This is a genomic window from Altererythrobacter sp. H2, from assembly GCF_035319885.1.
In the GTDB taxonomy this organism is placed as follows: domain Bacteria; phylum Pseudomonadota; class Alphaproteobacteria; order Sphingomonadales; family Sphingomonadaceae; genus 34-65-8.
Window position 1 is genome coordinate 437,729 of the sequence record NZ_CP141285.1, and the last position, 13,758, is coordinate 451,486.

Genomic DNA, 13,758 nt, shown 5'->3' on the forward strand with positions numbered 1-13,758 from the left:
AGCAAACTACGTGCGGGCACGCCACATGGCGACACGAAATGATTTTTGCAACTGCGAAGGGTTTCTTTGGCGGGTTAGCCAGACCCCGGATGGCCGGTGCCGGTCCGAAACGCCAAGGCCCCTGCGCCCGATGACCGGGGGCAGGGGCCAGGCTGTCGAATCACGTGCCGGGTCAGGCAGCGCCGCTCATGTGCTGGAGCTTGGCCAGTGCATCGCGCAATGCCGCTTCAGTAGCCTGCCGATCAGCGGGCTGGGCGAAGGCATGGCCGGAATGCTGGGCCGGAGACAGAGGCGGCGCAAACGGCGGGCGGCCGAAGGGCGCAGCCGCCGCAGGCTCGCGCGAGGGGCCATCGGGTGCCGGCGCGGCGCGCCCCGGCTGGGCCGTGCCGGGGAAAACCACCACCGGCTCGATTCCGGCGGCCGGGGCATCTTCGTCTTCGATCCGCACGAATTCACGGCCGGGCCCGAATCCGCTCTTCATGGCCAGAAGAGAGCCGAAGTGATCGTCCTCGACCGCGCTCTCTTCCGGTTCAGGCGCAGTGTCCTCGACCGGCTGCGGCATGGCGAAAGGCGCCGCAGGGGCTGCAGGTGCCGGGGCATCGGGCGTTGCAAAGGGCCTGGGCAGGCTGCCCAGCGGCAGAGAAAAAGCGTGGCTGAAGGCATCGCCATCGCCGTCATCGCCATCGATGTCTTCGTCGGTTTCCCCGAACCCGAACGGCTGCAAAGCCGCCGGCAGGGATGTTGGCAGGGAGGCGGGCAGCGAAGCGGTGCCGGCCAGTTTGCCGAATGACAGGGGGGCGGCCGGCTCTTCGACCGGGGCGGTGACAACCGGCGGGGCAAACGGTGGCAGAGCAGGCTCGACCGCCCCGATCGCCGCTTCCGGTATCGTGAAGGCTGGTGCGGCAGCTTCGTTCGCAATCTGTGCCGAAAGCTTGCTGGCCCGGCGCAGCGATTCGGCGAATCGATCGACCAGGTCGACCATCCCGAGGCCTGCGAGCCCGCCCGATTCGGGGCTGGTCCTGGCGGCAACCGGCGCTACTGGCGAATCCGGCGTCTGGTCGAGTGCCGGCGTACCCGGCAACGGCTGTGGCAGGGCGGAAAGTGGCGCGGCTACCGGGGCAGAAAACGGGGCAGAAAACGTAGCCGGGGCGGCGGCGGGCTGAGGCATTCCGAACGGAGCCATTGCCGACGCGGGAGCCGGAGCCGCAACAGGATCGGCAACAGGCTCGGTCGTTGCGAAGGGGCGGCCGAACGGGGGCGCAACCTCCGGCTCGGGCGCTGGTGCAGGGTCTGCAGCCGGAGCAGCGAACGGCGCCCGTGCAGCAGGCGGGGGCGAGAACGGGCGCGGCAGGTCGGGCGCGGCAAACGGCCCTGCGGCCAGTGGCGCGGTCGGCGCCGGCTTTCCGGGCATCGGCACTTCATCGGCAGGCCGGGCGAAGGGCGCACCGCCAAAGGGCTCGTACGCACTGTCCGCAGCGGCACTGCTCGCGTCGGTAATGGCCGGATCCGAAGGAAACGCCAATGATGCGGCGAACGGCTCCTGCACGGGAATGAAGGGTGATGCTGCCGGCTCGGTGCCGTCCTCGAAGTGGCCGAGTTCCAGTACCTGGTCATCCGCCAGATCGTGCACCCCCATCAGATCGAGCACATCGCCGCCACCGGGCAAGGGTGCCTGGGTGAGGTATTCGCTGGGAGCACTCTCGTCCGTCACCGCGAGGGCGCGGCGGCGGCCCGCCATGGGCTCGGACCCCGGCCGGTTCATCGCGGTCGCAATCGGTTCATCGAGGCCATCGCTGCCGAGTTCCTCAAGCGCGGAAATCGGGCGTTTGGCAGCGCGATCTGTCTTTTCGGCCAAGCCGCGCGTGGCGGCGGCCCGGGGTTTTGCCGTGCCTTGCCCGGCAACGGCCATGCGCGCCATCAACAGGCCGATCGCCGCACCGCCCAGTCCAGCCACCAGGCCGATACCGAACCGGAAGCCGAGGCCTGTCGTGCCAAGACCAGCGGCGCTGCCCAGCGCATCGAACAGCGTCTGCGGCAGCACTATCGTGCCCACGCCGAGCAGAGCGGCAAACCACAAGGCCACGATAACCGGAAACAGCGGGTGGGCGCTGACAGGGGCCTTGGCCGCCGGTTTCGCCATCCTCTGGGTGGTCACGATATCAATTCCCCGTTCAATTTCGGGCGCATCGCTGCCTGTTCAGGCGGCAGCGGACACTTGCCGATTGGACGACCGGCCTAGCAAGAGATGGTAAACGTCTTGATAACGACGCACGTTGCGTGACCAGTCATGGTTGTCGGCAACGTGCTGCTGTGCCCGCTGGCGCATGGCGTCCCACGATTCGCGCCGCCGGAGCAGGCCAGCCAGCGCGGCTGCGCAGCCTTCCGGATCGTCGGCCGGGAACAGCGTGCCGGTCACGCCGTCGGTGATCAGCTCGCGGTGCCCGCCGACGTCGCTGGCGGCCACCACCCTGCGCTGCGCCATCGCCTCGAGCGGCTTGAGCGGGGTAACCAGGTCGGTCAGGCGGCTGCGCTTGCGCGGATAGGCGAGCACGTCGATCAGCGAGTAATACCGTTCAACCTCCGCGTGCGGCACGCGTCCGGTGAAATGGATGGCCGCCGAAGCGGGCGACTGCCTTGCCTGCGCCTGCAGGGCCTGTTCCATCGGCCCCCCGCCAACCAGCAGCAACCGGGTGCCCGGGGCTTGCTCGCGCAGCAGGGCCAGGGCCGCAATCAGGTCGTCAAGCCCCTCGTAATCGTAGAAGCTGCCGATGAAGCCGATGACCGACTCCTCGCCGAAGCCCAGCTGCTGCGCGAGGGCGCAATCGCGCGAGGGCGGCTCGCCGAACAGTGAAAGGTCAACCCCGTTGGGGGCGATCCCGATCCGCCCGCCATCGAAACCGCGGCTGATCAGATCGTCGCGCAGGCCGTGGCAGATGGTGAACATCGCGTCCGCCCCGGCAATGACGCGATTTTCCAGCGCCCGGGTCATCCGGTATTTGAGCGAGCCTTCCTGCCCGGTGCCGTTGCCCACGGCGGCGTCTTCCCAGAAGGCGCGAATCTCATAGACCACCGGCAGCCCCAGCTTTCGGCCGGCGCGCAGGGCCGCCATGCCGCCCAGCGCAGGCGAATGGGCGTGCAGAACATCCGGCCGCCAGGTTTCGGCCAGGGCCACGATGGCATCGGCCAGCCGGGCGATCTCGCGCCATTCGCGCAGACCGACCGGACCGGAAGGCTCGCCTGGCGTACGGTGGAAGGTCAGCCCCTCCACCGTCTCGCAGGCAGGCCCCTCTGCGGCATGGCGAAGCCCGGTGATCCCCCTGACCTCCAGTCCCGCGGCCTGCTGCGCCTTCAGGATCGCGCGGGTGCGGAAGGTGTAGCCGCTGTGCAGCGGCAGCGAATGGTCGAGGACGTGAAGGATCCGGGTCATGGACCCACCATCTGCCACGCCTTGCTTAACGCGCCGTCAACTTGCCCCTGCTAGCAGGCGGCAAGGCCTGGCGTGCATGGGGCACGAACGGCTGGCCGGATGGCTTCAACCCGCAGGTAGAACCACGTGATCGACTATTTCGCTCTCGCGCTGATCCATGGCCTGCTGGCGGTGATGGTAATCCGCCTGTCCGGCCGGCCGGATCTCGACCGCGAGCAGCCTGCGGCGGCAGAGGACAGCGCCGATGCTTGACCTCGCGCTGTTCCTGTTCATCTGCTTCATGCTGCTTGCAGGCTTGCGGCGCCCGTACCTGTGGGTGCTGACCTATCTCTACATCGACATTCTCGCCCCCCAGAAGATCGGCTGGACGATTACCCCGGCCTTCCAGGTTTCGCTGATTGCGTTCTGCGCCGCCTTTGCCGGGTGGATCCTGGTCGACCCCAAACGCGGCAGCAAGTTCACCCTGCGCCAGGGGCTGCTGCTGGCCTTGCTGGTCTATTGCGGCTGGACCACCATGAACGCCGACTTCCCGGCAGACGCGCTGTTCAAGTGGGACTGGGTGTGGAAGACGCTGGTCTTCGCAATATTCCTGCCGCTGGCCCTGACCACGAAACTCCGGATCGAATCGGCGGCGCTGACCATGGTGCTGACCGCCGGGGCAATCATCATCGCCACCGGCATGAAAACCGCGCTGGGCGGCGGCGGCTATGAAAGCCTCAGCTTTTTCGTCAACAACAACAGCGGCATCTACGAAAGCTCGACCCTGGCGACCGTGGCAGTCGGGATCATCCCGCTGATCCTGTGGTTCACCAAACACGGCACGGTGTTCCCGCCCGACTGGCGGGTCAAGGCGTTCGCCTACGGGCTGATCTTCGCCTGTCTGCTGGTGCCGATCGGCACCGAAGCGCGCACCGGCCTGATCTGCATGGGCGTGCTGGCGCTGGTTTCGCTGCGGGACGTCAAACGCAGGCTGACCTTCCTGATGGGCGGCGCGGTGATGGTCATGGTGGCGCTGCCGTTCCTGCCCACCAGCTATTACGAGCGCATGGGGCTGATTGCCGGGTACAAGGAAGATTCGTCCGCCTCGACCCGCGTGGCGGTGTGGCAATGGACCTATGAATATTCGCTCGAAAATCCCTTCGGCGGTGGATTCGATGCCTTCCGCGGCAACCGCTTCGCCTATCAGATGCCGGTCAAGGAAGAGAGCGGGGCAAATACCGTTTCGATCGAATATCGCGAAGTGGTCGATGAAGCGCGGGCCTATCATTCGGCCATCTTCGAGATGCTGGGCGAACAGGGCTGGCCGGGCCTGATCATGTGGCTCTGGTTCCAGGCGCTCGGCGTCTGGCAAATGGAGCGGCTGCGGCGGCGCTGGCGCAATCGCGGCGGCCATGGCGAGCAGTGGCAGGCACCACTGGCCAGCGCGCTGCAGGTGGCGCAGATCGTCTACCTGGTCGGTGCGCTGTTCCAGGGCATTGCCTACCAGCCCTTCATTATGATGCTCGCCGGATTGCAGATCGCGCTGTGGACTTACTGCCGCCGCCATGATTCGCAGGTGCGCGACGCACGCCTGCCGCGCCGGCCGGTTGCCAGGGTGCGGACCGGCGGCAAAGCCGTAGCGGCAGGGGCGGGTGCGTTGCGCTAGCTGCAATCATGCGCCATGAAGCCGCCGCACAAACGCAGAATCGCGGCACAAAGGAGAGGCGCATGACCCCGCAGGAAATCGCAACCAAGGTCGGCCAGCACATCGGCACCAGTGAATGGGTGGAGATGAGCCAGGAACGGATCAACCTGTTCGCCGATGCGACCGGTGACCACCAGTTCATCCACATCAACGAGGAAGCCGCCAAGATGACGCCGTTCGGCGGCACCATCGCGCATGGCTTCCTGACCCTGTCGATGATCCCCTACCTCAGCGCCAATTCCGACCTGCCCAAGCCCGAAGGCGTCAAGATGGGCGTCAACTACGGCGGCAACAAGACGCGCTTCATCGCCCCGGTCCGCTCGGGCAAGCGCATCCGCGGCCACTGGAAGCTGCTCGAACTGGTCGAGAAGCGCCCCGGCCAGTGGCAGCAGACCCATGAGATCACCATCGAGATCGAAGGCGAGGACAAACCCGCCCTGATCACCGAATGGATCATGCAGTTCTTCGTTTAACCGTCGTCCCAGCTAAAGCTGGGATCGCTGTCCGCCAGATCGGACATATCCGAGAAAGATCCCAGCTTCCGCTGGGATGACGACTTTAGGGAAATCACAATGCGTGACGCAGTCATCGTCTCCACCGCCCGTACTCCGCTGACCAAGGCGGCCCGCGGCGCATTCAACAACACCACTGGCGCAACGCTCGGTGCCTGGTCGATCAAGGCCGCGGTCGAGCGCGCCGGGCTCGAAGGGGCCGAGATCGACGACGTGCTGATGGGCTGTGCGGTCCAGCAGGGCTCGACCAGCGGCAATGTCGCCCGGCTCGCGGCACTGCGCGCCGGCCTGCCCGTGACCGTCCCCGCGATGACCATCGACCGCCAGTGCTCCAGCGGCCTGATGACCATCGCCACGGCGGCCAAGCAGGTGCTGGTCGACAACATGGACATCTGCGTGGCCGGCGGGCTGGAAAGCATTTCCAAGGTGGTCGGCAGCGGCAAGATGTTCGTCGAGCCGGATCGCGAGCTGCTGGAAATGCACCCGCACATCTACATGCCGATGATCGGCACCGCCGAAGTGGTGGCCAAGCGCTACAACATCAGCCGCGAATACCAGGACGAATATTCGCTTGCATCGCAGCAGCGCACGGCAGCGGCGCAGGCGGCCGGCAAGTTCGATGACGAAATCGTCGCCTGCACCGCCACTATGGCGGTGATGAACAAGGAAACGAAGGAAGTGACCTATCAGGAGGTCACCGCCACCAGGGACGATTGCAACCGCCCCGATACCACGCTGGAAGGACTTGCCAGCCTCAAGCCGGTGATGGGCGAAGGCGGCGTGATCACGGCCGGCAACGCCAGCCAGCTGTCCGACGGCTCCTCTGCCTGCGTGGTGATGGAAGCCAAGGTTGCCGAAAAGCGCGGGCTCGAGCCGCTCGGCCGCTATGTCGGCATGGCAGTCGCCGGGACCGAGCCTGACGAAATGGGCATCGGCCCGGTCTTCGCCATTCCCAAGCTGCTCGAACGCTTCAACCTGAAGATGGACGACATCGGCCTGTGGGAACTGAACGAGGCCTTCGCGGTCCAGGTGCTCTACTGCCGCGACAAGCTGGGCATCCCTGACGAACTGCTCAACGTCAACGGCGGCTCGATCTCGATCGGCCACCCGTTCGGTATGACCGGCGCACGCTGCACCGGCCACGCGCTGATTGAAGGCAAGCGCCGCGGTGCGAAATATGCCGTGGTGACGATGTGCATCGGCGGCGGCCAGGGTGCAGCCGGCCTGTTCGAGGTGTTCTGATGCGGTTGGCCGCGCCGAGGATCGAACCGGTCGACATGGACCGGCTCGACCAGGCGCAGCAAGAGGCACTCGGCCCGTTCGCCAGCCCTGACAACAAGGTTGGCGGCGGGCGGGTGCTCAACATCTTCCGTACCCTGGCCCACGCGCCCAAGGCGCTGGCGGCTTTTCTCGGCTGGGGCAACTACGTCCTCTCGCGCCGCAACGCCCTGCCCGAGCGGGAGCGGGAACTCGTCATCCTGCGCACTGGCTGGAACTGCAAATCCGGCTACGAATGGATGCAGCACCGCCGGATCGGTCTCGACTGCGGGCTGACGACCGAAGAGGTCGAACGGGTCAAGCAGGGGCCGGACGCGCCGGGCTGGACGCCGCTCGAAAGCGCTCTGCTGCGCGCGGCCGACGAACTGGTGGGCAACCATTTTGTCAGTGACGGCACCTGGGCAGCGCTGGCGGAACTGGGGGACAAGGGCCGGATGGACCTGGTTTTCACCGTCGGCCAGTACACCCAGGTTTCGATGCTGCTGAACAGCTTCGGCGTGCAACTGGAAGACGGCGAAACCTGCGACCCCGACCTGAAGGGCTGAGCGCCCGCGATTGCGCTTTATGTCCTGCTGGCCCATGTTTGCTCCCTGATGGGGAGCATCGGCCATGGGCATAATGGAAGTGATCGGGATTGCCGGCAGTGTCAGTCTGCTGGCTGGCTGGCGGCTCTACCTGTGCATTTTCGCCACCGGGCTGGCCATGCGCTATGACGTGCTGCCCTTGCCCGAGCATCTCGCCAGCCTGGGCGTGCTGGAAAATCCCTGGATCATGGCCATCGCCGCCCTCGCCGCGCTGGCGGAATTCTTTGCCGACAAGGTGATGTGGCTCGATTCGCTGTGGGACAGCGTGCACACCCTCATCCGGCCGGTCGGCGGTGCGCTGCTGGCGCTGGCGATTGTCGATCCGGGCGATCCGGCGACGCAGGTGATCGCTTTCCTGCTCGGCGGCAGCGCCACTCTGGCGGCGCACGCGGGCAAGGCTGGTTCGCGCGCGGTGGTCAACGCCAGCCCCGAGCCATTCTCGAACATGGTCGTTTCGACGACCGAAGACGTGGCGACGGTCGGCCTGCTCTGGCTCGCCTACGAATACCCCTATGCTGCCGGCGCGATCGCGCTGGTGCTGCTCGCCCTTACGGTCTGGCTGCTGCTGGTTACCCGGCGGATGGTCCGCGCCCTGTTCGGGCGGCGGACGGCCGGGGACAACCCTTAGCGGCTTGCGTCAGGCCGACCCGGCCGGAACGATCTCGCCCTTGCCGTGGCGGGCAATGAACGCCTCGACCACCGGAGCGATCTGGTCACGCCAGCGGCTGCCGTTGAAGATGCCGTAGTGGCCTGCCCCTTCAGCGAGGTGGTACTGCTTCTTCGACTGGGCGAGGTCGGTGGCAAGCTCCAGTGCGGCCTTCGTTTGCCCTAGCCCGGAAATATCGTCGCGCTCGCCCTCGACCGCCAGCAGGGCAGTGTCGCGGATGTCCGACGGCAGCACGAGTTCGCCGCGGTGGCGGAAGGTGCCATTCGGGATGGCGTGGACCTGGAACACCTCTTCTACCGTCTGGAGATAGAATTCAGCCGTCATGTCGCAGACGCTGCGGTATTCCTCGTAGAAGTCCTTGGTCGTCTGGGCGCTGTCCTGGTCGCCAACCGTCAGGTGCTTGAACATCTCGTAGTGGCTTAGCATGTGGTTGCCCAGGTTCATGCTCATGAACCCCGCCAGCTGGAGGAAGCCGGGATAGACTTTCCGTCCGGCGCCGGGATAGGTCATCGGCACAGTGGCGATCACGTTGTGACGGAACCAGCTCAGCGGACGCTCCATCGCCAGGTCGTTGACGGTGGTCGGTGACTTGCGGGTGTCGATCGGACCGCCCATCAGCGTCAGCGTGGCCGGGCGGCAGGGATCCTTGCGCGCGTTCATCAGTGCCGTGGCGGCATAGGCCGGAACCGAAGGCTGGCACACCGCAATCATGTGCGGGCGACCACCGTTACCGTCGAGCCCGATGAAGTCGAGGAACTCGACCAGGTAGTCGATATAGTCGTCAAGGTCGAACCGGCCATCGCTCACCGGCACCATGCGCGCATCGGTCCAATCCGTGATGTAGACCTCGCATCGCTCGGCCATCCGTTCCACGGTGCCGCGCAGCAGGGTGGCGTAGTGTCCGCTCATCGGGGCGACGATCAGCACCTTGGGGGCCTTGTCGGCCAGGCCTTCGCGCCGGAAGCGCAGCAGGTCGCCGAATGGCTTGTGCAGCACGGTCGCCTCGCTCAGCGCGTGGCGCGTGCCGTCCACCATGACGCTGTCGATCCCGAAAGACGGCTTGCCGCGCGGGGCGGCCGCATGGGCAAACACCTCCAGCGCCGAGGCCGCGATCGGGCCCAGCCCCATGTAGCCCATCGGCAGACGCGGGTTGGACAGCATTCCTGCAGAAATCGTGGCCCAGTTGCTGGCGCTGGTCAGCCAGGCGCGCTGGAGTTCATAAGCGTGATAAAGCAATCGTATTCCCCTGCTTCAGCGCTTCTGGCGAGCGCCTCGACCCCTACCCTTGTGCAGTGCAAGGTAAGCCCTGCCTTAAATTGTGCAATGCATCATTTTATCCGAAATGCCGCTTTCCCGTATCCTGAGGCTTGCGGAGGTGGATTTCTGGCGCCGCGATAGCTAGCTGAGAAGCATGGATGTGGAGACAACCGCCGAAGCCCCTCGCCGGGGCCTGTTCGCCCGCCGGGGCACCCCAAAGCCGCAGGATGACGCCGCCAAGCCGGCCCGCACGCTCGGCCCCTTGCGGATGATCCTGCGCGAAGCGGCCAATTACCCGGGGCCGCTGGCGGCGGCTGCGGCGGCATTGCTGGTGACGGCGGTGATCACCTCGCTGGCCCTGCCGACCGCGCTCAAGCTGATCATCGACCGGGGTTTTGCCGAAGGCGGCGACCCGGCCGATATCGGCCGCTGGTTTCGCTATCTGCTGATGCTGGTCGCCCTGCTGGGCGCAGGCACGGCGGTGCGGTTCTACTTCGTCAGCTGGCTGGGCGAGCGGGTGGTGGCCGACATCCGCCGCAAGGTGCAGGACAACCTGCTGCGCCTGTCGCCTGCCTTCTTCGAGGAAAACAGCCCGAAGGAGATCTCCAGCCGGATGACCGCAGACACTGCGATCATCGAGCAGGTGGTGGGGACCACGCTGTCGGTCGCGGTGCGCAACGTCATCATGGCGGTGCTGGGGACGGGCTACCTGTTCTGGCTCGCCCCGCAGCTGGCGATCTGGATGTTTGTCGCGATCCCGCTGGTTATCGTGCCGATCGCGGTGTTCGGGCGGCGCCTGCGCACGATCAGCCGGACCAGCCAGGACCGCGTGGCCGATGTCGGCGCGATCATCACCGAAACCCTGTCAGCCATGAAGATCGTCCAGGCCTTCAACCAGGAGAGCCGCGAAGGCGAACGCTTCGGCGATGCGGTCGAACGGACTTTCGATACGGCGCGCCGCCGGGTCCTGATCCGGGCTGTGATGACCGCGCTGCTGATCACCCTGATCTTCGGCGCGCTGACCGTGCTGTTGTGGCGAGGGGCCCTGCTGGTGATAAGCGGCGCCATTACCGGGGGGACGATCTTCGCCTTCATCATCGCCGGGGTGATCGTGGCCGGTGCCTTCGGTGCGCTGACCGAGGTGTTCGGCGACCTGCTGCGCGGTGCCGGTGCCGCCAGCCGGCTGGAGGAACTGCTCAACGAAAAGCCGGTGATCTCCGTGCCGGCCCGGCCGGAAAGCCTGCCGGAGCCCCCGCGCGGCAGCCTCTCGTTCCGGAACGTCACCTTCCGCTACCCCACGCGCCCAGAACAGGCCGCGCTCAAGGACTTCACGCTGGAGGTGGAGCCGGGCGAGACAGTCGCGCTGGTCGGCCCGTCAGGCGCAGGCAAGTCGACCGTGTTCCAGCTGGCTGAACGGTTCTACGATCCGCAGGCGGGCACGATCCGGCTCGATGGCGTGCCCCTGCCCAGCGCTGACCCGGCCGAAGTGCGCAAGCGGATCGCGCTGGTGCCGCAGGACGGGGTGCTGTTCAGTGCCAACGCGCGGGACAACCTGCGCTATGGCCGGTGGGACGCGAGCGACGAAGAGATCTGGGAGGCCGCCCGCGCCGCCAATGCCGAAAGTTTTCTGCGCGAACTGCCGCAGGGGCTCGATACGTTCCTCGGCGAAAGCGGCACCCGCCTGTCGGGCGGGCAGCAGCAGCGGCTGGCGATTGCCCGCGCCCTCCTGCGCGATGCGCCGATCCTGTTGCTGGACGAAGCGACCAGCGCGCTCGACGCCGAGAGCGAGCGGCTGGTGCAGGATGCGCTGGAGCGGCTGATGCAGGGGCGGACCACGCTGGTCATCGCCCACCGGCTGGCCACGGTGCGCTCGGCTGACCGGATCGTGGTGCTGGAAGAGGGGCAGATCGTCGAACAGGGCACCCATGCTGTGCTCTCGGCCCAGGGCGGTCTCTACGCCCGGCTGGCCGCCCTGCAGTTCACTGCCAGCGAAGCCGCCTGACGCCCCTGTTGCGTCCAGGTTTTCGACCAACTCCGCTCTGCGCCCGACCAGCGGCCCCTCCCGGCTGCACGGCTGGCTATGGCTGTACGCATTCTGGCTGTCGCCTCGTCGCGGCGGCCCAATACTCGGGGATGCTGTGATGACCAAGACTTTGCTTGCCGCCGGTGCCAGCGCGCTGGCCCTGATGTTCGCTGCGCCGCTTGCTGCGCAAGGGGACGATATCGTGGAAGTGGCGCAGCCAGCCGAGACGGGCTCGACCCTGCCGACCATGAGCTTTGGCGAGTGGGGGGTCGACACCACCCTCCTGTCCGACACGATTGCGCCGGGTGACGACTTCTTCGGATACGTCAATCAGGAGTGGCTCGACGCCAATCCCCTGCCGCCCGAATTCAGCCGCTTCGGTGCGTTCACCTTGCTGGCCGAAAAATCGACCGCCGACGTGAAGGCGCTGGTCGATGAGCTGGTGGCAAGGGACGGCGCACTGTCGGCTGGCGAGCAGCGGATCGTCGATGCCTACAATGCCTTTGCCGATACGGCTGCAATCGAGGCGGCAGGGCTTGCTCCTGCCCGGCCCTACCTGGGTGCGATCTTCGGGGCTGCCGATCTCGATGCCCTCGTCAAGGTCTGGGCCACGCCCGGCATTCCCTCTCCGCTCGGTGCATTCGTGACGGTCGACCAGAAGGCGCCCGATACCTATGTCACCTATGTCTCCAGCGGCGGGCTGGGCTTGCCGGACCGCGATTACTACAGCGACGAAAGCGAGCGCGGCCGGACCATCCAGCAGAAATACCGCGAGTACCTGGAATTCCTGCTGGGCGAGGCCGGCTATGCTGACCCAGCCGCCGCTGCACAGGCGGTCTATGCACTCGAGGAGCGGATTGCGCGCGAGATCTCTTGGGACCGCACCGTCAGCCGCAACCGGGACCTGACCTACACGGCGGCCACGCCGGAGGAATTCGCGGCGATGGCAGGCGATTTCCCGCTCGCAACCATGCTGGCGGCGACCGGGTTCGACCGCGCACCCAAGTTTGTCATCCCTCAGGTTCCCCCATCGCCGGAACGGGTGGCCGAACTCGGCCTGGCGCCGGAGGTGGTCGCCAAGATTGGCAAGGGCACCCCGGGTATGTTCGGCCTGCTCACCGAGACGCCGCTTGCAACCCTGCAGGCGTGGACTGCGGTGCGCCTGCTGTCGGGCAATGCAGCCGTGCTGCCGGAGCGGTTCGACAAGGCCCAGTTCGCCCTCTACGGCACCTTGCTCACCGGCACGCCGGAGCAGCGCCCGCGCTGGAAGCGGGCGATTGCCGAAACCGAGGGGCATCTCGGCGAGGTAGTTGGCAAGGCCTATGTCGAGCGCCATTTCCCCAAGGAAAACAAGGCTGCGATGGATGAGCTGGTGCGCAACCTGCGCAGCGCCATGGCCGAATCGATCAGCGAACTCGACTGGATGGGGGCAGACACCAAGCGCGAGGCCATGGCCAAGCTGGAAAGCTTCGACCCCAAGATCGGGTACCGGGACAACCTGGAAACCTACGAAGGCCTTGCGATCACCCGTGATCCGATGGCCAACCGCATGGCGGCGGCCAGGTGGGGCTTCGAGGACAATCGCGCCAAGCTGGGCCAGCCGATCGACCGGACCGAATGGGGCATGTTGCCGCAGACCGTGAACGCCTATTACAACGCCACCAAGAACGAGATCGTCTTCCCGGCCGGTATCCTGCAGCAGCCGTTCTTCGGCATTACGGCGGACCCGGCGGTCAACTACGGTGCCATCGGCGGCGTGATCGGCCATGAAATGGGCCACGGCTTCGATGACCAGGGCTCAAAGTCCGACGCCCGCGGCGAACTGCGCAACTGGTGGACCGACGCGGACCGCGCCGAGTTCGACAAGCGTGGTGACAAGCTGGTGGCCCAGTACAATGCATTCTGCCCGCTCGACGATGGCAAGACCTGCATCAACGGCCGCCTCGCGCTGGGCGAGAACATCGGCGATATCGGCGGCCTCAGCCTGGCCTATCGCGCCTACAAGCTCTCGCTGGGCGGGCGTGAGGACAAGGTGATCGACGGGCTGACCGGCGACCAGCGCTTTTTCATCGCCTGGGCGCAGGTGTGGCGGGCGCAGAACCGCGAAGATGCCATGCGCCAGCGTATCCGCCTCGGGCCGCACAGCCTGGAGCAGTTCCGCGCCAATGGCCCGGTGCGCAACATGGACGCGTGGTACGAGGCTTTCAACGTCGGGCCGGAGAACAAGCTCTACCTGCCGCCGGAACAGCGCGTGCGGATCTGGTGACACCAATGGCGGGGCAAGTCGCGGTTAGCGTTGACTTGCCCCGGCCAATCGCCTTGAGCG

The 13,758-nt window shown here is 66.4% G+C and carries 11 protein-coding genes; 8 read left to right on the plus strand and 3 right to left on the minus strand.

What is annotated here, in order from left to right; all coding sequences use genetic code 11:
* Positions 1-172: 172 nt before the first annotated feature.
* A complete protein-coding gene (locus U4960_RS02175; protein ID WP_324261978.1) occupies positions 173-2,155 on the minus strand; it encodes a hypothetical protein in 1,983 nt (660 codons plus the stop codon).
* A 42-nt stretch (positions 2,156-2,197) separates the two neighbouring features.
* Complete coding sequence (locus U4960_RS02180; protein ID WP_324261979.1) at positions 2,198-3,427, minus strand: TIGR04063 family PEP-CTERM/XrtA system glycosyltransferase; 1,230 nt, start codon at positions 3,425-3,427, stop codon at positions 2,198-2,200.
* Between the two features lie 126 nt (positions 3,428-3,553).
* Here U4960_RS02180 and U4960_RS02185 point away from each other — a divergent pair, with 126 nt between their 5' ends.
* The 6 genes from U4960_RS02185 to U4960_RS02210 all read left to right on the plus strand — a co-directional run bounded on the left by U4960_RS02185 (position 3,554) and on the right by U4960_RS02210 (position 8,113).
* Positions 3,554-3,679 (plus strand): hypothetical protein, encoded by a 126-nt coding sequence (locus tag U4960_RS02185; protein WP_324261980.1) that lies wholly within the window; start codon positions 3,554-3,556, stop codon positions 3,677-3,679.
* Positions 3,672-5,072 carry a DUF5935 domain-containing protein gene (locus U4960_RS02190; protein ID WP_324261981.1) on the plus strand — a complete coding sequence of 467 codons (1,401 nt, stop codon included), beginning with the start codon at positions 3,672-3,674 and terminating at the stop codon, positions 5,070-5,072. Before U4960_RS02185 ends, U4960_RS02190 begins: the two co-directional genes overlap by 8 nt.
* A 62-nt stretch (positions 5,073-5,134) precedes the next feature.
* The gene (locus tag U4960_RS02195) at positions 5,135-5,584 is read left to right on the plus strand and encodes a MaoC family dehydratase (RefSeq protein ID WP_324261982.1); all 450 of its coding nucleotides are present in this window, start codon (positions 5,135-5,137) and stop codon (positions 5,582-5,584) included.
* A 99-nt stretch (positions 5,585-5,683) separates the two neighbouring features.
* Positions 5,684-6,865, plus strand: a complete 1,182-nt coding sequence (locus U4960_RS02200; RefSeq protein WP_324261983.1) for an acetyl-CoA C-acyltransferase — start codon at positions 5,684-5,686, stop codon at positions 6,863-6,865.
* Positions 6,865-7,446 carry a carboxymuconolactone decarboxylase family protein gene (locus U4960_RS02205; protein ID WP_324261984.1) on the plus strand — a complete coding sequence of 194 codons (582 nt, stop codon included), beginning with the start codon at positions 6,865-6,867 and terminating at the stop codon, positions 7,444-7,446. The genes U4960_RS02200 and U4960_RS02205 overlap by 1 nt, the downstream gene beginning before the upstream one ends.
* A 64-nt stretch (positions 7,447-7,510) precedes the next feature.
* Positions 7,511-8,113, plus strand: coding sequence for a DUF4126 domain-containing protein (locus tag U4960_RS02210; RefSeq protein ID WP_324261985.1), 603 nt, complete (start codon positions 7,511-7,513; stop codon positions 8,111-8,113).
* Between the two features lie 9 nt (positions 8,114-8,122).
* Here the strand turns inward: U4960_RS02210 and U4960_RS02215 are convergent, their stop codons facing one another.
* Complete coding sequence (locus tag U4960_RS02215) at positions 8,123-9,388, minus strand: polyhydroxyalkanoate depolymerase (RefSeq protein WP_324261986.1); 1,266 nt, start codon at positions 9,386-9,388, stop codon at positions 8,123-8,125.
* Positions 9,389-9,563: 175 nt separating this feature from the next.
* On the opposite strand from U4960_RS02215, the gene U4960_RS02220 reads away from it, so the two are divergent.
* Together U4960_RS02220 and U4960_RS02225 are read left to right on the plus strand one after the other, a co-directional pair.
* Positions 9,564-11,411 carry an ABC transporter transmembrane domain-containing protein gene (locus U4960_RS02220; protein ID WP_416379091.1) on the plus strand — a complete coding sequence of 616 codons (1,848 nt, stop codon included), beginning with the start codon at positions 9,564-9,566 and terminating at the stop codon, positions 11,409-11,411.
* Between the two features lie 139 nt (positions 11,412-11,550).
* On the plus strand, positions 11,551-13,698 hold the full coding sequence (locus U4960_RS02225; RefSeq protein ID WP_324261987.1) for a M13 family metallopeptidase: 2,148 nt from the start codon (positions 11,551-11,553) through the stop codon (positions 13,696-13,698).
* The last annotated feature ends 60 nt before the right edge of the window (positions 13,699-13,758 follow it).